Raw genomic sequence first — 20950 nt, 5'->3', positions numbered from 1 at the left:
GGCACGGGTGCCCGACGCCGACGGCTCTCTGCCACCCGCTAAGTACGCGGAGAGGCGGAAGAGTACTGGTAGAAGCCCGCGCCGGTCTTCTTTCCGAGCAGTCCGGCCTCGACCATGCGCATCAGCAGCGGCGGGGCGGAGTACAGCGGCTCCTTGAACTCCGCGTACATGGAGTCGGCGATGGACTTCACGGTGTCGAGGCCGACCAGGTCGGTCAGAGCCAGCGGCCCCATCGGGTGGGCGCAGCCCAGCACCATCGCCTTGTCGACGTCTTCCTTGGTGGCGAAACCGGATTCGACCATGCGGATGGAGGAGAGCAGGTACGGCACCAGCAGCGCGTTGACCACGAAGCCGGAGCGGTCGGCGGAGCGCACGACCTGCTTGCCCAGGACGTCGGCGGCGAACTGCTCGGCGCGCTTGGTGACGACGTCGGTGGTCTTGAGCGTGGTGACCAGCTCGACCAGCGGCAGCACCGGGACCGGGTTGAAGAAGTGCATGCCCACGACCCGCTCGGGGTTGTTGGTGGCCACGGCGATCTTCATGATCGGGATGGAGGAGGTGTTGGAGGCCAGCACCGCATTGGGATCGGTGACGACCTTGTCGAGCTCGGCGAAGATGGCGGTCTTCACATCTTCGTTCTCGACGACGGCCTCGACGACCAGCTGGCGATCGGCGAAATCGCCCAGGTCCGAGGTGAACCGGAGCCGCCAGGCGGTCTGCTCGCGCTCACGCTCGGTGATCTTGCCGCTCGACACGCCACGATCCAGCGACCGCAGGATGCGGGCGCGACCGGCGGCGGCGAGTTCACGAGTCTGCTCGAAGACGAGTACATCGACATGTGCCCGGGCGCAGACCTCCGCGATGCCCGCACCCATCTGTCCCGCGCCGATGATTCCGACGCGCTGAATCTTTTCGCTGCTCACGTCCCGCTCCTGCTGGTTGTTGGCCGTCGTGGCTCGTGGGTGAAGGCGTCGGACTGACTGGTGACCCTGCGCCTTCTTAAGGTCTTGATTTCGAAGCTATAGGAAAAAACCCTCCCCGCCGGGGCTGTCGACGGGAAGGGTGGTGAACACCGTCGAGAGGGAATCGCTCCCCTCTCGACGGGTTCGAGGCCCGGCGCGGCGGAAGGTGTGATGCGACTACCGCGCCGGGGTTGGATCCTCAGAACCGATTGCGGCTCAGTGGAACTGGCCCTCTTCGGTGGAACCCTTCAGCGCAGCGGTGGAGGTGTTGGGGTCAACCGTGGTGGCGATGGTGTCGAAGTAGCCGGCGCCGACCTCGCGCTGGTGCTTGACGGCGGTGAAGCCACGCTCGGCGGCGGCCTTGAACTCGCGCTCCTGCAGGTCGACGAAGGCGGTCATGCCCTCACGGGCGTAGCCGTACGCCAGGTCGAACATGCCGTAGTTCAGCGAGTGGAAGCCGGCCAGGGTGATGAACTGGAACTTGAAGCCCATGGCGCCCAGCTCACGCTGGAACTTCGCGATGGTGGCGTCGTCCAGGTGCGCCTTCCAGTTGAAGGACGGCGAGCAGTTGTAGGCCAGCAGCTGGTCCGGGAACTCGCTGCGAACCGACTCGGCGAACTTGCGCGCGACCTCGAGGTCCGGCACGCCGGTCTCCATCCAGATCAGGTCGGCGTAGGGGGCGTAGGCCTTGGCACGCGCGATGCAGGGCTCGATGCCGTTCTTGGTGCCGAAGAAGCCCTCGGCGGTGCGGGTGCCGTCCAGGAACGGGCGGTCGCGCTCGTCCACATCGGAGGTGATGAGGGTGGCGGCCTCGGCGTCGGTGCGCGCGATGATGACCGAGGGGACACCGGCGACGTCGGCCGCGAGGCGAGCCGAGGTCAGGGTGCGGATGTGCTGCTGGGTGGGGATCAGCACCTTGCCGCCCAGGTGGCCGCACTTCTTCTCGGAGGCCAGCTGGTCCTCCCAGTGCACGCCGGCCGCACCGGAGGCGATCATGGCCTTCTGCAACTCGTAGGCGTTCAGCGCGCCACCGAAGCCGGCCTCGGCGTCGGCGACGATCGGGGCCAGCCAGTTGGCGACCGAGGTGTCACCCTCGACCTTGGCGATCTCGTCGGCGCGCAGCAGCGCGTTGTTGATGCGGCGCACCACGGCCGGAACCGAGTTGGCCGGGTACAGCGACTGGTCCGGGTAGGTGTGGCCGGACAGGTTCGCGTCACCGGCGACCTGCCAACCGGACAGGTAGATGGCCTTCAGGCCGGCGCGGACCTGCTGCACGGCCTGGTTGCCGGTGAGGGCGCCCAGGGAGTTGATGTAGTCCTCGTTGTTGACGAGATCCCACAGGATCTCGGCACCACGACGGGCGAGGGTGTGCTCCTCGACAACGGTGCCCTGCAACTTCACGACCTGGTCGGCCGTGTAGTTACGGGTAACGCCCTTCCAACGCGGGTTGGTGTCCCAGTCCTGCTGGAGCTCCGCAGCGGTCTTCGGGGTGCCGACGTTCGACATCTTTGACTCCACTTCTTCGTTCGGTCTCGGTAGCCCCGCCGGTCCTGAATCTCTCGCGATGATTCGGACACTGCTGGAGCGGCAATTTGCAGACTTGCTAGGCCCGCGAGGTGTACTTCCACACGATGGCACAGGAAAAAATGTGCGTCTACCTGTTGCAAGTGTGAATCCCGGCTAGCTTTCGCGGACCTTTTGCTAATCGTGCGAAATTTGCTTGTTAATAGCAGCCGGGCAATCTACTTGCCAGTAGCTCTGACATGCGGTTTTGCATAACGCGCGTACTGTTTGCGTGATCGCGGCCACCGCCGGCCGACACGCCGGGCGCCGGGGTGGTGTGAGCACCTTCACAAGCAAAACTCTCGGCGGTGATGTGGGCCGTGCCACTCCGCCGTCGGTCGATAGCCAACGCCTACGCTGAGCGAACGTCCAGTCTTTCAGCAGTCTTCGCGCTGGATGTCGCGGCACCACACCCCGGGAGATATCGATGCGGACACGATGGGCTGCCTCGGCGGCGCTCACCCTGACCACCACTGCGGCGCTGATCAGCGGCGGTACGACCGCGCTGGCCGACCCCGCCGGCGAGGTCGGCACGGTCACCTCGACCGCACCGCTCGCGGCCGTCGCCACCCCACCCGGCTCGGTGAATTCCGAGCGTTTCCTCTACTCCACCACCACGGCCCGCGAGCAGGGGACAACCGCGAGTGCCGCGGTTTACTTCCCGCCCGGCCCCGCTCCGGCGGGCGGCTGGCCGGTGATCGCCTGGGCGCACGGCACCATCGGACTCGGTGATCGATGCGCGTATTCGATCGACGGACCCGCCGCGCGCGAACGGGATTGGGCCTACCTCGGCACCTGGCTGAGTCAGGGGTACGCGATCGTTGCCGCCGACTACGCGGGGCTGGGCACGCCCGGTGACCATCCCTACCTGAACGGCACGGTCGAGGCCCACAATGTGGTCGACTCGGTCAAGGCGGCTACCCGGCACTACCCGTCGCTGTCGAAGAAGTGGGCGGTGATCGGGCAGTCGCAGGGCGGCGGGGCGGCGGTGACCACCGCGCGCTACGCGACCGAATTCGGCGGCCCGGAGCTGGATTACCGGGGTGCGGTCGGCACGGGCGTACCGGCCTATATCGAGGACGCGCTGCTGGCCGTGGGCCCGCAGGTGCCGCCGTTCAAACTGGGATCGCACACCACCGCCTACGTGCTGTACATCCTCGCCGGGCTGCGCACCACCTATCCGGAGCTGAATATCGAGTCGTATCTGACGGATTCGGGCCGGGACTGGCTGAACCGGGCGAACCAGTCGTGCCTGGAATCGTTCGGGACGGAGCTCGCCGCCGGGAATGTGGTCATCGGCGATCTGTTCGCGCGGCCGCTGGCGCAGATCCCCGATCTCCAAGGGCTGCTGACCCGGTATATGGGGGTGCCCGAATCCGGTTACGACAGGCCGGTGTTCATGGGCCAGGGGCTGTACGACACCGATGTGCTCACGCCCGCGACGCTGGCCTTCGCCGCCAAATTGCAGGCGGCCGGGGAGCCGGTCACGCTGCGCACCTATCCGACCGATCACAGTGGTGCGGTGAACGCATCGCTGGTGGACTCGGTTCCGTTCGTGCGCAACCTCTTCGGGTGATCAACGAGTCCGATCCGGACTAATTTCTAGCAGCGCTAGACAAGCGAGCTCTAGCGCTGCTATCTTTGCTTCAGTTCCTAGCGATGCTAGATATCGAAGAAGAGGTTCGGAAATGCTCATCACCCTCGGCACGATCACCGCCGCTCTCGCCGTCCTCGGCAATGGCGTCATCTACGGCACCGACGCCTGCGCGGGGCTCATCATGCGCTCGGTCTACAAGCGGCTCGACGACGCCACGGTGACCGTGAGTGCCGGGTGGGGCCACTACTACGGCGACAAGCGCATGCCCATCTTCGGGGCGGGCGGCGCCGTCACGGCGGTGCTCACCCTGGTGATCGCGGTGCTGGCCGGGCAGGCCGGCGCGGCCGTCGGGGCCGGGATCGCGGTGGTCGCGCTGTTCGTGTGGCTGGGGCTTTACGTGCGGGTGGCCAAGCCGGTCAACAATGCGCAGAAGGCCGCCGCGATGTCGGGCATCATTCCGCCGAACGCGCGTGCGCTGCAAGACAAGTGGGACAGCATCATCTGGGTGCGCATCGGTTTGCAGGGCATCGCCATCGCCGGGCTGTGCGCCGCGCTGGCCCTGTTCTGAATCGGCCGGATACGTGAAAGCCCCGCACTCCGAGTGCGGGGCTTTCACGTGTTCGCGGGTCGCGGGTCAGCGCGCCGAACCCGAGTGGTGGTGGTGATGGCGCACATCGGTGCAGAGGCCGGAGAGGTCGACATTGTCGGAAACCACGGCGCACACCGGGTCGGCGGTGGCGACCTCGGCGGAGACGGCCGGGGCCTCGGTGAGCTCGAGGCCCTCCGCGGTGGCCGACGGCGCGACAATGCTCAGCGTGGCGGCCGCCGCGGCGACCAGACCGGCGAATCCGGCGGCACGACGACGAGAAACGGTGTTGTTCATAGCGAATCCTCTGTTCCGAGAAAGCATTTGGTCGTGAATGGAAACCAGCTCGGAGTCCCCACCCCGCGACGGACCATATCATCACGACGGGATCACACAAATTCTTTTTCGGATACCGCCGAATCTCGCAGGTCGCGCCAGATTCGATCGGCGGACATCGGAAGCCGTTGCGGGCGAACGCCTGTGGCATCGCGAATGGCATTGGCCAGCGCGGGCGCGACCGGGTTATAGGGGGATTCGCTCATCGATTTCGCGCCGAGCGGGCCGAGCGGATCGGTGGTCTCGGCGAAATAGACCTCGGTCTCGGGAAGATCCGCGAATTGCGGAATGTGATAGTGGCGCAGAGTTTTTGTGGCCACTTCACCCGAGGCGACCCGGACCTCCTCGTAAAGGGCGCTGCCGATGGCCTGGCCCACGCCGCCCTCGATCTGGCCCCGGCACTGCGCGGGGTTCAGCACCGTACCGGCATCGGCGGCCTGAATCGATTGCAGGATGCGGACCCGGCCGGTGGGTGGATGCACGGCGACGCGGCAGGCGTGCACATTGAAGGCGACCGTGCGGGGCGTGCCGTCGTGAGTGGCGGTGGCGTGCCGCGGGCCGCCGGTGCGCAGTTGCTCGCGCAGCGCCAGGCAGGCGGCGTGGGTGGCGCGGCCCGCCACCGTGATGCCGGTGGAGCCGAACGCGCCGGTGTCGTGGCCGGTCACATCGGTGTCCGCGTGCCGGACCTGGATTCGGTCGAGGCCGACGCCGAGCGCGGCGGCCGCTATCTGGACGTGCACGGTGGTGGTGCCGTTGCCGAATTCGGCGGTGCCGACCCGGATTTCGTAGTTGCCGTCCGGGAGCAGCGCGGCATGCGCGGTGGAGTGATGGCCGCGCGGCGGAATGGTGGCGATCATGGCGGCGGCCATGCCCTCCCCCACCAGCCAGTCCGGCCCGGGGGCGGCGACGCCGTTGCCGCGGCGCAGCGCCCGCTCGGTCAGGTCCAGGCACTGGTCCAGGCCGTAACTCACGATCGAGAGATCGGCCTCCCGATGGCAGAATCCACCGATCAGATCGTCACCGGGCCGGACCACATTGCGGCGGCGGAATTCGAAGGGGTCTACGCCGATTCGGCGGGCCAGTTCGTCCAGGGCGGATTCGATGCCGAACATGACCTGGCCGAGGCCGTAGCCGCGGAAGGCGCCGGAGGGCACATTGTTGGTGTAGACGGCGCGACCGTCGACCCGCTTGTGCTCGCACCGGTACAGGGCGACGGATTCGGTCAGTCCGTGGAAAAGCACTCCGGCACTGTGGTTTCCGTACGCACCCGCGTCCGAGAGCACCTGCACGGCCAGCGCGGTGAGGGTGCCGTCGGCGTCGGCTCCGGCGGTCACCTCCACCCGCATGGGATGGCGAACCGTGGTGAGGAATTCGTCGGATCGGGTGAGCTCGTACCGCACCGCTTTTCCGGTCTTCAGCACCGCGAGCGCGACCAGGTCTTCGGTGAACATCTCCTGTTTGCCACCGAATCCGCCGCCCACCCGGGCCGCGAACACCCGCACGCGCTCGCGCTCCAGCCCGAAGATGCGGCCGATCTCGTCCCGGACCAGGAACGGGACCTGGGTGCTGGTGCGCAGCACCAGGCGGCCGTCCGCATCCAGCCAGCCGATACTGCCGTGCGTCTCCAGGTGCACGTGCTGTACCCGCTGGGTTTCCCACACCCCGTGCACGACTTCGGCGGCGGCGCGCAATCCGGCGGCGATATCGCCGGTGCGGCCGTGCACCTCGGCGACGAGATTGTGCCCCGGATCGGCGATCCGGGCCGCTACCGGCTTGTCCGCGTGCAGCTTCGGCGCGGCCGGCGCCATCGCCTCGGCGGGCGCGAAAACCGCCGGCAGCACCTCGTATTCGACCCGCAGGGCGCGGCAGCCGGCGCGGGCGGCGGTCAGCGAATCGGCGACCACGGCCGCCACCCGCTGCCCCCGGAAGCGCAGTACCCGATCGAGTACGACGGTGTCGTCGGGATCGTCCTCGCGGATCTCGTGCCGGGCGGTGGAGAAGGCCACCGCGGGCGCGTCGGCGTAGGTCAATACGGCTCGCACACCCGGAATCGCCTCTGCCGCAGCGGTATCGATGGCCAGAATGCGCGCATGGGCGTGTGGGCTGCGCAGCACTTCGAGGTGCAGCGGCGGTTCCGGCGGCAGGTTCTCCGGGCGCTGCTCCATCGAGGAATCGGCATTCCGGCACGGGGCGTCCATGGTGAAAGGTTCGGTGCCGCTGACGATTCGGGGACCGGCGAGAGCGCCCGGCCCGTCGTCACCCGTTTCCCGCGCTCCGGTGAGGGCTTCGGCAATGGCCCGGTAGCCGGTGCACCGGCACAGGTTGCCCTTCAGCGTTTCCGGCAGGGTCGCCGCGTTCAGCCGGCCCGCGCTGTCGAGATCGGTTGCGGTGACCAGCATTCCGGCGGTGCAGAAGCCACATTGAAATGCCGCGCGATCGACGAATTCGCGTTGCAGGCGACTCGGTGCGGCCGGTGTGCCGAGCCCGGTCGCGGTGGTGACGGCACGTCCTTCGACGCGATGGGCCGGATAGACGCAGGAGTGCACGGCCGCCCCGTCGACCAGCACCGTGCAGGCTCCGCAGTCCCCCGCATCGCACCCCTTCTTCGGTGCCAGCCGGCCGTTGTCACGCAGCAATGTGCGCAGGCACTGCCCCGGCCGCGGCTCGGTTTCCACGGTTACGCCGTCCACCCGAAATTTCACAACCGGCCCCCGTCCAGCTCGGCCACGACTTCGGCCGCCAGCAGACCGGTGACATGCCGCCGCCAGTCGGGAGCGCCGTGCGGATCGTCGAACCAGAGCGCCGGATCCAATCCCGCAATAGTTGCCGACAGTTCGCTCATCCCCGGCAACTCCGGAAACGACAGAACGACGGGCCGCGTGGTGGCGGCGCTGAGCGTGAGATGGCAACTGCCGTCCGAATCGTGCCGCCCCATCACCACCGCCCCCGAGCGCCCCAGCGAACTCAACGCGATCTTCCGAAACGCCGTGCGCGCCCGCAGATTCGCCTCCGGAACCCGAATCGACCGCACCACCTCCCCCGGTGTCAGCACGTGCCGCCCGGCCCCGACCACGAACCGCGACAGGGGAATTCGCCGATCCCCGCCCGGCCCCCAGACCTGAGCGGAACCCCCGAGCGCCACCAGCGCCGCCAGCACCGCCCCCGCCGGCAACGCCAAGCAGACATTCCCGCCCACCGTCGCCATCCGCCGAATCTTGTACGAGGCCACCAACGCCGAACACCCCTGCTCGAACAACGCGACCCCGCTCCACCGAGCCGGATAAACACCCCCGGCAAGCTCGGCGAGCGTGCAGGTCGCGGCGATCTCCAGCCCCGCATCATCGATACTCAGCGCGGTCCACCCCAGCCCCGTGATATCCACCAGCCGCTCCACCCCGGCCTGCGGCTCCGAGTACAGCCAGGTCCCACCCGCCAGCACCGCCGTACCCGCCCCGATCCGGCCCAGATCGGCCCGATCACGCGCCACCACCACTTCACGGACCGTATCCAGATCCATAACCGTCACCCGCTCTCACCCACGTTCCGCACCTCCCGGGCTTCGGGACCGACGCCCCGATAGCCCCGAGAGATGGGATGTTTCCAGCCTAGAAGGGCTGGGTTGCGCGGGGATTGCGGAAATCCCCGCACCTGTTTCAAACCCGTTACTCTTCCGAAGAAAGTAGCCGGGTCGGGGTCGTCCCGCAGAACGGGTAGCACTCCCCGGCTACCCGTGTCTGCGAGACGCCGCGCTGCTCGAGATCCGCGGTGCTGCCCCCTCCGCAACCCGTCGCCACGACCAGCAAGACCAGCACCCCGAATCCGAGCACCGCCGCGAACAATCCGAAGAACCAGGCGGCGCTCACCCGACGGAACGGCAGGACGAAAATGACAGGGCCGATATCGAAGAATTCGAACATCAGCTGCTCGCTTCTCCGACGTAAACGGTAGGCAGCAAAGCCGTCTCCTCGTCGTCGGTGTCGGCGACCCGGCAGCGCAGCGCGAGCAAACACATGACGTCGGTGAGCGACATGCCGAGGACTCCGGCGTGCAGCACCGCCATCTCGCTGTCGAATCCGCCTTCCGGCCCGAGCAATTCGAGCATGATGAGCTCGGCCAGCACCACGCCGGCCAAGGCCTGCTCCCGGGAGAGTCGTATGCCGGTCGGCAGATAGGACAGCACCCACCGACCCCGCTCCGGTTCGGGTACGTCGACGCGATACGCCGCCTCGCACGCTATGTCACTGGTTATCAACCATTCCGAGATTGTGATTGCCATCTGCTCGATCTTTCGTCTTCTCGTGAACCTGTCTCTGTACTAGGTGCACGAGTTATGAGGGTTTGCTTCGTTCGCGGCGCACCCGCTGTAGTCAATGAAACACGATTCTGCGGTCACGATTCTTCCTGCTGCACAAGCGATTTCTTGGCGCGTCACACCTGCCCTGACCTGCGAGTACATCCGACATGCGGCCGGTTTCTTAGCCCATTGGCGCAGGATCTACATGCCCGATCCAGGACGGACGACGAACCAGGTCACGGCACGGTCAACGCCGCACTGAATACCCTCTGGCCGCAGTCGTTCCCGGCAACGATTCGCTCCCGTTCCGGTCCCGGGTTCAAATCGGACAAGACACTTCGCGATCTGGCCTTGCGATCTCAAATTCCAGTGTCTACCAATGAGATACATGGTCCGGGGTCGAGGTCACGTATGGCGGGACGGAGCGGGAGGTCCCCATGCCAGAACGCGGCGTCCGGACGGAACTGGCCGGTTCCGGTGATGTCACCGCACGTGAGATCCGTCGACTCGAGGACTCGTTGCAGGCCCTCGGTCTCAACGACCAGGCATCGAAGTGGCCCTTGGCATTCGAGCTGATCCGTCGTGGCTGCCGGCCCCGTACGGCTTGGCGTAAGGCCTTCCGGCTGAGTCAGGTCGAGGCCGCCGAGCAATACAATTCTGCGCTCGACATGTTCGATTCGTCTGCGGTTCAGGGCAACCCGCGAATGAAAGGGCCACGGCTATCGGAGATCGAGACGTGGCCCGCGCGCACTGCGGGCGGCAAGTGCAATCCTGAGCCATCCGTCCGCGAGTGGCAGTTGCTCGCGCACATATACGGCACCACCTGGGATCATCTCGTCGATTTCGACGATCTACAACACATGTCGGCCCCGGTGCGGGACGCGTATCTCGCAGCGGCCGGCCGAGCCCGCACTCCTACTGTCATCACCGGACCGGTCGAGAACGTAGTGATCGGCGGGGCGCCCTTTGTCGGTCGACGTGAGGCGCTGGCGGCGGTCCGCCGGCATCTCGCGACCGCGTCGGGCGATGCCCCGCAAATCATTCTGATCAGTGGGCTAGCCGGAGTCGGCAAAACTACGTTGGCGCGCCGCCTGGTCCGGGACTTCGCCGACAACTTCGAGGGTGGCGTCATCTGGCAAGACCTGCACGGCCACGATCCCGACCGCGAGCCGAGCCATCCAGTCCAAGCCTTGGAAGAACTTCTAGTGCACCGAGGTCTGACACCACCTATTCCTGCGGATCAGGCGCGGTATTCCGAACGCTGGCGCAAGGAAACCGCTGACCGGCGGATGCTGATCGTTTTCGACAACGCTCTCGACAGCAAACAGGTGCGTCCCTTGCTTCCCGATACGTCGGGAAGCGTCGTGGTAGTCACCAGCCGCCATCGCCTGACGAATCTAGCGGGCCGGGTCGGTGTGAAGCCGCTGCATCTCGAGCCCCTGGACTACGACGAAGCCGAGGAATTGTTGCGCACCCTCGGCCGTCTGGGGCCGGACTCGGATCACGAAGCAGTGCAGCGGATCCTGCGGATCGCGGATGGCCTGCCGCTGCCGATACGCCTGCTGGCAGGCCAGCTGGCACATTACGGACCCCATATGCTGACTGCGATTTCGGCGGAATTCGCCGAGAAAATCGAGCAACTGGCGCGCCCGATCAGCGAGCTACCAGCCGGAGAGAGCACCGCCAACCTCATTCTCGACAGATTCTCATCGGAACACGAGACCGTTTGCGCCGCATTCGATCTGTCATATCAACGTCTGCCTAATGAGGATTCACGACGGATCCTAAGACTGGTGGGTTGGTTCCCAAGTCCGGTGATCACACTCGATGCGTTCGCCGCCATGGCGCAGCAGCCACCCAAAGTCGTCGCAGGGTTGATGCAGCAATTGCGGGACGCCGGTCTCCTGGACGAGGTAGACAGTCGTCCAGGCCAGCCCCAGCGTTATCGCATTCACGATCTGCCGCAGCTCTATGCACGTGGTCGTGCCGATGCCTCCAACACGGGTGAGCGCACCGCCGCAATCGATAGGCTCCGTCAGCACTACCTCACGGTGGCCCGGAAGATCGGAAAGCCCCGGCCGTTCGATACGCACCGTGACTCGCCAACCCAATCGCCGGTGAATCCGAATGCCGCCGTGTTTCGCATGCAGCATTGGTTCGACGAGGAACGCCACACTTTGTTGAGCTGTGTCAGCGTCGCAGATCAAGACTCCGACACGGCCGAACTGGCTGATCTGCTGGCCGCGCAGTTCTCGATGCTAGGCAAATGGACCGACGCACAGGACTTGGCGGAGCGTGCATGCCGGATCAACGCGGCTCTGGGTGATCGGGAAGCAGAGTGCGATGCCCTGCACTGCCTGGGCCATGTGTGGAAGCTGGTCCGCGAATACGATCGCGCCGCTGACTGTTTCGACCGCGCATACAAGGTCGCGGTCGCGTTGCGCGATCGAGCGCGAGCCGCCTCCGCGCTCCTCGGCAAAGCGGTGATCGCGCGCCATCAAGGCCAGTACGAGCTCTCACGCTCCGAGTCACAGGAAGTGCTCGACATCGCCCGCACCTTGGATCATCCACTGTGTCTGTGCGATACGCTGCGGGAACTCGGGCATCTGGATCGCATTACGCGGCAGTTCGACTCCAGCCGCGACCGCTATGCCGAGTCCTACTCGCTATCGCTACAGCTCCACGATCCGTACAGCCAGGGCTGGGCAATGTGGGGTCTGGCCGGCAATGCCCGTGGTCGCGGGGAATTCATTACCGCACAACGCAATCTCGAAGAAGCGCTGGGAATTGCGCGAGACATCTGCGACACCCTCCTGAACGTGGATGTGCTGCGTGGCTTCGGACATGTACGGCGAGACCTCTTGATGTTCGAGGAGGCCAGGCTTCGATACCTGGAGTCCCTCGGGCTGGCGGAGAAGACCTCCGATATCGAGGGTGAGGCCGACGCTTACCGTGCACTCGGCATGCTTGCAATCAGAGCTCGGGACAAATCTGGCGCATTGCTGTACCTGAATAGAGCTCTGGCGCTGCATGAAGGAGTGGACGCAGTATCTTACGACGCGATACGACGGATCTTGAACGAGCTGGATGTACGGCTCGCGGCGGGCCGGACTAGCTAGACAGATACCCAGAAATTCGAACTTAGGCAAGACTGGCATAACCTGCTACAACATGCCATACTCATGGTCGCCCGAAGCCGATTTGGGCACTAAATCGGTTGCGGTACAACACTTCTCAACGGATACGCGAGTTCGATCTTGGCCGGAAAGGCCTACCTGCAAGATCATTGAGCCGAAGTGACACGACATCGTCGATTGCCAGTTAGTCTTCGGCTACAAAATCTCGGCCTGTACGACGGACCACAAAAAGACAAATTCGGACAATTAACGCACGCGCAAGCGTGGAGAGGAATCCGCCCCCCGTGCAGTCACCGGTCGCTACCGCCAACCCTGTGGCAAAAACTCCCATCACCGCTCGACAGATGCGGGCTCTCCGCACCGACTGGGAAGACCAGCTACTGCGCGACAACGATCTATTGCGGGCTATCGCCGATAAGGTCGGCGGGCCATTCCACATCATGTTCCCGGAACAGATCGCCGACAATATTCGCGGGTTTCAGAAGGTGTTCGCAGACAAGGGCGTTACCGGTCTCATACGCTACGGAAAGAAGGCAAACAAGGCCGCGTGCGCGGTGACTGCCTGCGCGCAAACCGATGCGGGCGTCGACGTTTCCAGCGTAGGTGAGCTGAAGGCTGCTCTGGCAGGCGGTGTACTCGGCGAGAACCTCATGGTTACCGGACCCGCCAAGTCCCATGAGTTGCTCGAACTCGCCGCCCACCATGGCGCAGTGATCGCCATCGACCACCTCGACGAAATCTCGCACCTGGCCCAGCGCGAACGTGCGGATGACGCTTCGAGCCCAACGCGGATCGTGCTTCGTGTCCTCCCGCCGGAATCCAACAGCCGATTCGGAATGACCAACCATGAAATCGCAGTGGCACTCGAAAAAATCGATAACGAGTCGGTGCAGCTGAACGGGTTCAGCTTCCATCTTCCGGGTTACGACCCTGCGCCCCGAGCCGAACTGGCACACAACCTCATCGATCGCTGCCTGCGCGCACGTGAGCAGGGACATCCAGCCAGCGTCATCTCTATCGGCGGCGGCTTCAGTGTCGGCTACGTTTCCAAGGACGACTGGTCTGAGTTCTCGACGAACTACAGCCGGTTGTGGTTTCACGGCGACCGCGGACCTACGTTGGATTCCTACTACCCCTACCATTGCGAGACACCCGGCCCGGACATGCTGCGGGCCATCCTCGAACACAACGATCTCGAGCATCGACTCCGCATGGAACAGATCCACCTGGTGATCGAACCCGGCCGTGCCTTGCTGGCAGGCGCGGGTAGCACTGTGTTTCAGGTTCAGGGCAGGAAAACACGTCAGGCCCATGACTTTCCGTACGACATACTCACTGTGAACGGCACCAGCCTCAGCCTCTCCGAGCAGTGGTTCGAGAGTGAGTTCTTGCCTGATCCGGTCCTGTGGCCATTATCGATCGAATCTGCAGCTGCCGTGCCCACCTGCGTCGGTGGTGCGACCTGCCTGGAGTCCGACATGCTCAGCCGTCGGCGTATTCCGCTCGGCCGTCGTGCCGAAACGGGTGATCTCCTCATGTACCTGAACACGGCCGGCTACCAGATGGACAGCAATGAATCAGCCTTCCACGAACTCCAGACCCCACCGAAAGTGGTCGTGTGGCGGACCGAGGGCAACAAACTGACCTACCGCTTCGACGACAGCACTTCGTAAGGCGGCCTCCCACAGCTATATCACCCCCGAACCGCCTTGAACTGCTGAAACATGCGCGGTACCAAGGAAATATTCACATCGGGGGGCGACCGATTCCGTACGGCCGCCGGGCTCGGGAGGCGCACCGTGGCAGTGAATGGTGATTCCGACGTTCATGGCGCGGACGCACGCAAGGAGTTGCGGCGGATTCTGGTGGCGACGGGGCTGCGGGAGAACGAGTTGCTGGAGCCGTTGGCGACGGAGCTGCGGGCGCGGGGGTGCCGGCCGCGGAAGGCGTGGCGGCTGGCGAACGAGTTGACGCAGCAGGAGGTGGCGGATGAGTTCAATCGGCTGACCGGGAAACCGAGTGCGCCGATGAAGGCCAGCCGGATCTCGGAGTACGAGTCGTGGCCGGGGGTGCGGGGGGCGGCGCGGAATCGGCCGCGGCCGACGGTGGAGGTGCTGCGGTATCTGGCCACGATCTATCGGACCAGCTGGGATCAGTTGGTGGACACCATGGATCTGGTCGCGATGCCCAGCGGGGAGGTGCTGTCGTATCGGGATGCGGTGGCCGAGCGGTGCACGGCTTCGCCGCGGGGGCACGGGATGCCTTCCGCCGCCATGATTTTCATCGGGCGGCAACATGAGCTGGCGGTGCTGGGGCAGCGGGTGCGGGAACAGCTGGCGTCGAATCGGCCGGTGGTGCAGGTGGTGAACGGGCTGGCCGGGACGGGCAAGACCGCGCTGGTTCGCAGGTTGATCGAGGAGTTCGCGGGCGCGTATCCGGACGGGTGCATCTGGGAGGATCTGCGCGGGCATTCCGAGGGGCGCGCGCCCCGGACGCCGACGGGGGTGCTGGAGCAGTTGTTGCTGCGGCGCGGCGTGCACCCGGAGACCATCGAAGCCGATCTCACCCGGCGTGCGGAGCGCTGGCAGGAGGAGATGCGCGACAAGCGGATGCTGATCGTTTTCGACAATGTGCTGGAGAGCAAGCAGATTCGCGATCTGATCCCGAACGCGCCGGGCTGTTTCGTGCTGATCACCAGCCGGCACAAGCTGACCGGGCTCACCGGCGCCGCACCGCCGCTGCAATTGGATGCCATGCCGCGCGCCGAGGCGGAGGAGCTGCTGGTGACGCTGAGCCACCTGCCGCCGGATTACGACGTGCAGGCGGTGCGGCGGATTCTGGAGACGGCGGGGCGGCTGCCGCTGGCCTTGCGTTTGATCGCCGGTCAGCTCGCGCACGGTGGCGCGGATATGCTCGCGGCCGCCGACCAGGATTTCCAGGAGCTCTCCGATCGGCTGCGGCGGGCGTCGGCCGCGGAGGAATCACCGGCGGCGGATATTCTGGCGCGTTTCTCGGCCGAGGGCGAAACCCTGCGTGCCGCTTTCGAATTGTCGTATCAGCGGCTGCCGGACGCCGAGCTGCGCCGGGCGGTGCGGTTGCTGGGCTGGTTCCCCGGTTCGGAGATCAGCGCGGAAACCCTGGCCGCCATCGGCGATATGTCGGTGGCGAACGCGAATGTGCTGATCCGCCGCATCTTCGAGGTCGGACTGCTGGATCCGGCCGAATCCGGGCCGCGCGGGCCGCGCTATCGCATCCACGATGTGACGAGGCTGTTCGCGCGCACCCAGGCGGCGCTGGAGGATCTGCCCGGCGATCATGCCGCGGCGATCGGGCGACTGATTCGCTACAGCCTGCGAATAGCCGGAATGGTGGGCGCACCACGACCTTTCGACCTGGCCGGCACCTTCCCCAATCCATTGAACGCGGACGACGACGCCAAGCTGCGGGAGGCGCGCACCTGGCTCACCCGCGAGCGGGAGATGCTGCTCGGCTGCGTACGGGCCGCGGGTTCCGGAGCCGAAACCGGGAAGCTGGCAAGGCTTTTGGCCTCCCACCTGTCCGGGCTGGGGCACTGGACCGACGCCCGCTGGTTGTTCGTGCGCGCACTGGACATCACGCGCGGCACCGGCGACCGGGTCGAGCAGTGCGATGTGCTGTACGGCCTGGGCACGGTGCACCGCCTGGCCTGCGATTACGACATCGCCTCACGCTGTTTCAAGGAAGCGCACGCCATCGCCTCGGCCACCTCGGACCCACTGCGCATGGCCTCCGCGCTGTGGGGATACGCCGAAGTGACCCGGCACATCGGCGACTACCCGCACGCCCGCGACGCCTACGCCGATGTGCTCGCCATCGCCCGCCAATTGGAGAACCCGAAATTCGAGGGCGATGCCCTGCGCGGTCTCGGCCATCTGGAGCGGACCGGCGGCGACAAGGACACCGCGCGCATCTACTACGACGCGGCGCTGGCCATCGCACTAGAGATCGACGACTCCTACAGCCGCGGCTGGTCACTCTGGGGCATCGGCGACATCCACCGCAAACTGGCCGACTTCGACACGGCGCGTGCGCAATTCGATGAAGCGCTCGAAATCGCCCGGGAGATCCAGGACAGCCTGCTGCAAGCCGACGCGCTGCGCGGCATGGGGCATATCGAACGCGATCGCAAGGACCTGGACGCCGCCCAGGGCTTCTACTCCGAATCCCTGGCCGTCGCCCGCCGCTACGGTGACCCGCACGGTGAGGCCGATGCCTGGCGAGCGCTGGCGCACAACGCTCTGGCCTTCGGCCGCAAACACCATCCCCGGGCCCGCGATTTCCTGCAACGCGCCCTGACGCTCTACGAGGGCATGGGCGTCAAGGTCGCCGAGCAGGTCCGGAGGGAACTCGACGAACTCGATGCCGAGGGCGCGGCCACGAGTCCCACCGGGTAAGCCCCCCCGGCGCAGCCTTCGATAACCAGGGCGATGCCGTCGCCCATGGGATCAGCTGCCCCGGTAGGTGGAGTACGCGAAGGGGGACAACAGCAATGGCACGTGATAGTGCCGCTCCGAGCCCACCGTGAACGCGATGCTCACTTCCGGATAGAAGGCGTCTACGCCCTGTGCCGCGAAGTAGTCGGCGGTGCCGAAGACCAGCCGATGGATGCCCGGCGACAGGTCGGGTCCCAGTGCTCCGACGCGGCCGTCCGCGTCGGTGCTGCCGGAGGCCAATTCGTTTCCGCCCGAATCGAACAGCGTCACCGCGACCCCAGTCGCCGGTGCGCCCCGGACCGCGTCCAGCACGTGGGTGCTGAGCGAGCTCATGCGTCCGCGCCGATCATGCGGCCCAGCCGGATCCGGTTGATCTTCGCCAATTCCGTTCGCACGATTCGCCTTTCGTCAGCAGCGGTGTTCCCGAGCCGCTCGGTGAGAATTGCCAGCAGCCGTTCCGGGGTCAGCCCGGTGGCACACACCAGGTAGACATGCCCGAACTTGGCCTCGTACTCTCGATTCCCGTCCGCGATGGCCGCGCGCACCGCGTCCCCGGCGCTCGCCATCCCGGCCTGCTCACGAGCCGAGTTCGCATTGTCCGGCCGCTCGCCGATTCGGGGATGCCCGGCCATGGCCAGTTCGATCTGTGCCTCGTCCACCCCGGCCAGAGCCGCGTCGGCCGCTTCGAACAGTGCTTCCGCGGTTCCGTACGGACGTTTCGCCGCCACCGCCCGCGCCCAGTCCGGCGCTGCGCAGCAAGTGAGCAACTGTGCGACGGCCGCGGGTTCCGGCAGCGCGTCGAATTCCGATATCCCGATTCCTGTGTCAGCCATCCTCTCCAGCATCGGCCATGGCAACCGCCGCCGCCAGCCGACGCGACCGGATCGCCTCGGCGAACGCGCAGCATTTCGCGGCCGGAGCTGTGAGTCCGCACAGTCTCGGCGGGCTCGGTAAGCGAACTGTCCGGCACGGAGTTACCCTGCCCGCATGACCCCCCTACGCTGCGACGGAATCGTGCTCGCGGCCGGTGCGGGCACCCGCTACGGGATGCCGAAAGTGCTGGCCGAAGACGGCGCGTGGGTGGAGTCGGCGGTGCGTGCCCTACGCGACGGCGGCTGCGGACGGGTCTTCGTGGTGCTCGGCGCGACCGGCCCCGCCCAGCCCGCCGAAGCCGGGTCCGAACCACGCTGGGTGGTCTCCCGAAACCCGCGTATCGCGCTCCCGGACGGCGTGATTCCGGTCTGGGCGGCGGACTGGGCAACCGGCCTCAGCGCCTCGATGCGCGCGGGCCTCGCCGCCGTCGCCGCCGCGAATGCGGCCGCCACCGGGCGGAAGCCATCATTTGCGGCACGGAAAGACACCGAGCGGAATACTGACCCGGGGATTGCTGCCACGCGGAATGCTGCGGCCGGTAGTTCCAGTTCGCAACGCGAACAACTGTCATCGACCCCGCGGCTCGCAATACCGGAAGTGAACGATTCGGCCATCGCGGAGTTCGTGGCGATCATGCCGGTGGATACGCCGGACGTGGGCGGCGATGTGGTCGCGCGGGTGATCGCGGCCGCGCGGGAGGCCGAGAGCGGGCTGGCGCGAGCGGTCTTCGGGGGCATGCCGGGGCATCCGGTGGTACTCGGCCGGGGGCACTGGGCGGGGGTTTCGGCTGCGGCTCATGGAAATTCAGGGGCCGGTAGTTATTTGCGGCAACGAGCGGATATGGTGTGCGTCACGTGCGACGACCTCGCGACGGGGTTGGATCAGGACTATCCGCGCAGCGGCGCACGATGATCTGGAGCTGGTGATGCGGGAAATCGTCGACGACCTTTTGCGGATTTGGCACAGCGGGCGCACGGCCGGATTGGCCACGCTGGTGCGGACGCAAGGGTCGGCGCCCGTTCCGATCGGGGCCGCCATGGTGGTGGACGCCGACGGGCGGGCATTCGGTTCGGTGTCGGCGGGCTGCGCGGAGGCCGCGGCCTACGAGGCGGCGGTGGAGGCGGCGCGCACCGGCCGGCGCGGCTTGCAGCGCTTCGGTCCGGGCAGCGGGCTCGACGCGGGCATGGACTGCGGCGGCATGCTGGACGTGTTCGCGGAACCGTTCTCGCGGCGGCATTTCCCGGAATTCCCGAATGTGGCGGCCGATATCGCGGCACAGCGTCAGGTCACCGTTTTCACGGTGGTGTGGCATTCGGATCCGGAGGTGATCGGGCAGCATCTCGTCACCGATCGCAAGCACGGCACCGAATTGGTGTCACTGCCGGATTCGGATGTGTTCGTGGCGTCCTTCACCCGCCCGCCGCGGGTAATCCTGGTGGGCGCCAATGCTTTCGCGTCCGCGCTCGCCACCCAATTGCTGCTGCTGGGCTACCGGGTGACGGTCGTCGACGCCCGCCCCACCTTCGCCAATCCCGAGGCGTACCCGGGCTGCGAGGTGGTGGTCGACTGGCCGCACCGCTACCTGAACACTCTCGCCTCCGCCGGTGAGATCGGTTCCGACACTTCGCTGGTGGTGCTCTCGCACGACGCCAAGTTCGAGATACCGCTGCTCACCATCGCACTGCGACTACCCGAGCTGGGTTACCTGGCCGCCTTCGGCTCGGGCTCAGCGCATACGCATCGGCTGGAAGCCTTGCAGGCCGGCGGTTTCGACGCCGCCACCCTGTCCCGCCTGCACTCCCCCGCCGGTCTCGACCTGGGCGCCCGCACCCCGGCCGAGACCGCGCTCGCCATCGCGGCGGAACTGGTGGCGGTGCGCAATGACGCATCCGGCGTATCCCATTCGGCCGCAATGCATTCCGCTATCCGCCGCCCCACCCTCGTCCGCTAGGCGAGCCGCGGGCACCCCCGCCGTGACTATGCCGCGGGCTGTTTCAGCTCCGGATGCTCGGCGTACACCTCTTTCAGCACCGACAAATCGAACAACCGCTCGGCCTTGATATCGATCTTCGCTTTGGCCAGCGCCGAAATATTCGCGGCGACGAGTTCGTCGGTCATGGTGAACAACCCGTTGACAACGGTGTCCGGGGAAACCACCAGCCCGTTCTGCGCGGCGGCCTCCTTCTTCTGCTCCTCCAAGTCGAGCCGCTGATCCTTGCCGTAGACCTCCACCGCCAGCCGCGCCGCTTCCGCCGGATTCGCCACCGCGTCCCGCCAGCCCTTGATCTCGGCGGCCAGGAACGCCTTCAGCTTGTCCCGCTCCTTGTCGATGGTCTGCTGGCTCACCGTCATGGTCTCCGCCACCAGCGGCAGCCCGTAATCGGCGAACAGGAAATTGGTATTGGCGAATCCCTTGGCGCTCAAGGTGATCGGCTCATTGGTCAGATAGCTGACCCACCCGTCCACCTCACCGTTGGCCAGCGGCGTCGGATCGTACTGCGCGGGCACGATGGTGACGTCCTTCGGCGTCATATTGTTGGCCGCGAGCAGGGCATTGAAGATCAGCTGATTGGTGTCCTGCACGCCGATCTTGCGGCCCTTCATATCCGCCGGGCTGGTGATCGGCTTGCCCGCGGAGCTGACGATGCAGAACGGGTTCTTCTGATACGTGGTGCCGACGATCTTGGCGTTCAACCCCTCCAGCACGGCGGGCGCGGTGGTCTGCGGCGCGGACAGCCCGATCCAGATCTTGCCGGTGCCCAGCCCGGCCTCCACCGAGGTGCTGGCGGCACCGCCCGCGATGAGATTCACCGAGCCGAAGCCGGCTTCCTTGAAATATCCCCGGGCGTCGGCGAAGTACTCACCCGCGAATTCGATGTTCTTGAGCCAGGACAGCTGCACCGCGACGGTGCCGAACTTCGAACCGTCCTGGGTGGTGCCGTTGCCGGAACCCGAGGAATCCTTGCCGCAGGCGGCGAGCACCCCGGCCCCGCCGACCACCGCGCCGGTGAGCCCGGCGTAGCGGAGGAAGGATCGGCGATCCATGGAAAACTGCGTGGCCGGGCGCGGCCTGGACATACGACTCATGCGCCGAATCTAGGAGGTTTCCGTTTCGGATATTTTGCTTTCG

General features: G+C 66.1%; 17 protein-coding genes. 7 read left to right on the top strand and 10 right to left on the bottom strand.

Going from position 1 to position 20950, the window contains the following annotated elements:
* Nucleotides 1-38: 38 nt before the first annotated feature.
* Together NI1_RS06740 and aceA are read right to left on the bottom strand one after the other, a co-directional pair.
* Nucleotides 39-923, bottom strand: coding sequence for a 3-hydroxybutyryl-CoA dehydrogenase (locus NI1_RS06740; protein ID WP_067815683.1), 885 nt, complete (start codon nucleotides 921-923; stop codon nucleotides 39-41).
* A 255-nt stretch (nucleotides 924-1178) separates the two neighbouring features.
* On the bottom strand, nucleotides 1179-2468 hold the full coding sequence (gene aceA / locus NI1_RS06735; RefSeq protein ID WP_067815680.1) for an isocitrate lyase: 1290 nt from the start codon (nucleotides 2466-2468) through the stop codon (nucleotides 1179-1181).
* Nucleotides 2469-2952: 484 nt separating this feature from the next.
* Between aceA and NI1_RS06730 the strand changes: the two genes are divergently transcribed.
* Both NI1_RS06730 and NI1_RS06725 read left to right on the top strand, forming a co-directional pair.
* Nucleotides 2953-4101, top strand: a complete 1149-nt coding sequence (locus NI1_RS06730; RefSeq protein WP_067815677.1) for a lipase family protein — start codon at nucleotides 2953-2955, stop codon at nucleotides 4099-4101.
* Between the two features lie 112 nt (nucleotides 4102-4213).
* On the top strand, nucleotides 4214-4690 hold the full coding sequence (locus NI1_RS06725) for a DUF1772 domain-containing protein (RefSeq protein ID WP_067815674.1): 477 nt from the start codon (nucleotides 4214-4216) through the stop codon (nucleotides 4688-4690).
* Between the two features lie 66 nt (nucleotides 4691-4756).
* On the opposite strand, the gene NI1_RS06720 is transcribed toward NI1_RS06725, so the two are convergent.
* The 5 genes from NI1_RS06720 to NI1_RS06700 form a co-directional block, all read right to left on the bottom strand.
* A complete protein-coding gene (locus NI1_RS06720; protein WP_067815671.1) occupies nucleotides 4757-5005 on the bottom strand; it encodes a hypothetical protein in 249 nt (82 codons plus the stop codon).
* 92 nt (nucleotides 5006-5097) lie between these two features.
* Complete coding sequence (locus NI1_RS06715) at nucleotides 5098-7746, bottom strand: molybdopterin-dependent oxidoreductase (RefSeq protein WP_067815668.1); 2649 nt, start codon at nucleotides 7744-7746, stop codon at nucleotides 5098-5100.
* Nucleotides 7743-8561: an FAD binding domain-containing protein gene (locus NI1_RS06710; protein WP_067815665.1), complete on the bottom strand. Its 819-nt coding sequence runs from the start codon at nucleotides 8559-8561 to the stop codon at nucleotides 7743-7745. Before NI1_RS06710 ends, NI1_RS06715 begins: the two co-directional genes overlap by 4 nt.
* Nucleotides 8562-8706: 145 nt before the next feature.
* Nucleotides 8707-8961, bottom strand: coding sequence for a hypothetical protein (locus tag NI1_RS06705; RefSeq protein WP_067815662.1), 255 nt, complete (start codon nucleotides 8959-8961; stop codon nucleotides 8707-8709).
* Nucleotides 8961-9320, bottom strand: a complete 360-nt coding sequence (locus NI1_RS06700; RefSeq protein ID WP_067815658.1) for a hypothetical protein — start codon at nucleotides 9318-9320, stop codon at nucleotides 8961-8963. Before NI1_RS06700 ends, NI1_RS06705 begins: the two co-directional genes overlap by 1 nt.
* Before the next feature lie 455 nt (nucleotides 9321-9775).
* Here NI1_RS06700 and NI1_RS06695 point away from each other — a divergent pair, with 455 nt between their 5' ends.
* From NI1_RS06695 to NI1_RS06685, 3 genes are all read left to right on the top strand, one after another.
* A complete protein-coding gene (locus NI1_RS06695) occupies nucleotides 9776-12457 on the top strand; it encodes an ATP-binding protein (protein WP_067815656.1) in 2682 nt (893 codons plus the stop codon).
* Between the two features lie 302 nt (nucleotides 12458-12759).
* Nucleotides 12760-14148 carry an alanine racemase gene (locus NI1_RS06690; protein WP_245663114.1) on the top strand — a complete coding sequence of 463 codons (1389 nt, stop codon included), beginning with the start codon at nucleotides 12760-12762 and terminating at the stop codon, nucleotides 14146-14148.
* A 126-nt stretch (nucleotides 14149-14274) separates the two neighbouring features.
* Nucleotides 14275-16908, top strand: a complete 2634-nt coding sequence (locus NI1_RS06685; protein WP_169815550.1) for a tetratricopeptide repeat protein — start codon at nucleotides 14275-14277, stop codon at nucleotides 16906-16908.
* Between the two features lie 51 nt (nucleotides 16909-16959).
* Here the strand turns inward: NI1_RS06685 and uraH are convergent, their stop codons facing one another.
* Entirely contained in the window at nucleotides 16960-17280 is a 321-nt protein-coding gene (uraH, locus tag NI1_RS06680; RefSeq protein ID WP_067815647.1) for a hydroxyisourate hydrolase, read from the bottom strand.
* Complete coding sequence (gene uraD, locus NI1_RS06675) at nucleotides 17277-17780, bottom strand: 2-oxo-4-hydroxy-4-carboxy-5-ureidoimidazoline decarboxylase (protein ID WP_067817796.1); 504 nt, start codon at nucleotides 17778-17780, stop codon at nucleotides 17277-17279. The genes uraH and uraD overlap by 4 nt, the downstream gene beginning before the upstream one ends.
* A 154-nt stretch (nucleotides 17781-17934) precedes the next feature.
* Between uraD and NI1_RS06670 the strand changes: the two genes are divergently transcribed.
* The gene (locus NI1_RS06670) at nucleotides 17935-18732 is read left to right on the top strand and encodes a nucleotidyltransferase family protein (RefSeq protein ID WP_067815644.1); all 798 of its coding nucleotides are present in this window, start codon (nucleotides 17935-17937) and stop codon (nucleotides 18730-18732) included.
* 13 nt (nucleotides 18733-18745) lie between these two features.
* The gene (locus NI1_RS06665; protein WP_067815641.1) at nucleotides 18746-19771 is read left to right on the top strand and encodes an XdhC family protein; all 1026 of its coding nucleotides are present in this window, start codon (nucleotides 18746-18748) and stop codon (nucleotides 19769-19771) included.
* A 26-nt stretch (nucleotides 19772-19797) separates the two neighbouring features.
* Here NI1_RS06665 and NI1_RS06660 read toward each other — a convergent pair whose 3' ends face one another.
* Nucleotides 19798-20898, bottom strand: a complete 1101-nt coding sequence (locus NI1_RS06660) for an ABC transporter substrate-binding protein (protein WP_439957242.1) — start codon at nucleotides 20896-20898, stop codon at nucleotides 19798-19800.
* Nucleotides 20899-20950: the final 52 nt, after the last annotated feature.

The organism is Nocardia inohanensis NBRC 100128, assembly GCF_001612945.1.
Classification (GTDB): Bacteria; Actinomycetota; Actinomycetes; order Mycobacteriales; family Mycobacteriaceae; genus Nocardia; species Nocardia inohanensis.
Note: the sequence above shows the minus strand (reverse complement) of the source record. Positions and strands in the feature narration are given on the sequence as shown.

What these genes read in the sequence shown, in the direction of transcription:
- NI1_RS06695 (WP_067815656.1), top strand. Translation starts at nt 9,776, where the DNA reads ATGCCAGAACGCGGCGTCCGGACGGAACTGGCCGGTTCCGGTGATGTC.
- NI1_RS06670 (WP_067815644.1), top strand. Translation starts at nt 17,935, where the DNA reads ATGACCCCCCTACGCTGCGACGGAATCGTGCTCGCGGCCGGTGCGGGC.
- uraD (WP_067817796.1), bottom strand. Translation starts at nt 17,780, where the DNA reads ATGGCTGACACAGGAATCGGGATATCGGAATTCGACGCGCTGCCGGAA.
- NI1_RS06710 (WP_067815665.1), bottom strand. Translation starts at nt 8,561, where the DNA reads ATGGATCTGGATACGGTCCGTGAAGTGGTGGTGGCGCGTGATCGGGCC.
- aceA (WP_067815680.1), bottom strand. Translation starts at nt 2,468, where the DNA reads ATGTCGAACGTCGGCACCCCGAAGACCGCTGCGGAGCTCCAGCAGGAC.
- NI1_RS06660 (WP_439957242.1), bottom strand. Translation starts at nt 20,898, where the DNA reads ATGTCCAGGCCGCGCCCGGCCACGCAGTTTTCCATGGATCGCCGATCC.
- NI1_RS06700 (WP_067815658.1), bottom strand. Translation starts at nt 9,320, where the DNA reads ATGGCAATCACAATCTCGGAATGGTTGATAACCAGTGACATAGCGTGC.
- NI1_RS06730 (WP_067815677.1), top strand. Translation starts at nt 2,953, where the DNA reads ATGCGGACACGATGGGCTGCCTCGGCGGCGCTCACCCTGACCACCACT.
- NI1_RS06705 (WP_067815662.1), bottom strand. Translation starts at nt 8,961, where the DNA reads ATGTTCGAATTCTTCGATATCGGCCCTGTCATTTTCGTCCTGCCGTTC.
- NI1_RS06720 (WP_067815671.1), bottom strand. Translation starts at nt 5,005, where the DNA reads ATGAACAACACCGTTTCTCGTCGTCGTGCCGCCGGATTCGCCGGTCTG.
- uraH (WP_067815647.1), bottom strand. Translation starts at nt 17,280, where the DNA reads ATGAGCTCGCTCAGCACCCACGTGCTGGACGCGGTCCGGGGCGCACCG.
- NI1_RS06665 (WP_067815641.1), top strand. Translation starts at nt 18,746, where the DNA reads ATGCGGGAAATCGTCGACGACCTTTTGCGGATTTGGCACAGCGGGCGC.
- NI1_RS06725 (WP_067815674.1), top strand. Translation starts at nt 4,214, where the DNA reads ATGCTCATCACCCTCGGCACGATCACCGCCGCTCTCGCCGTCCTCGGC.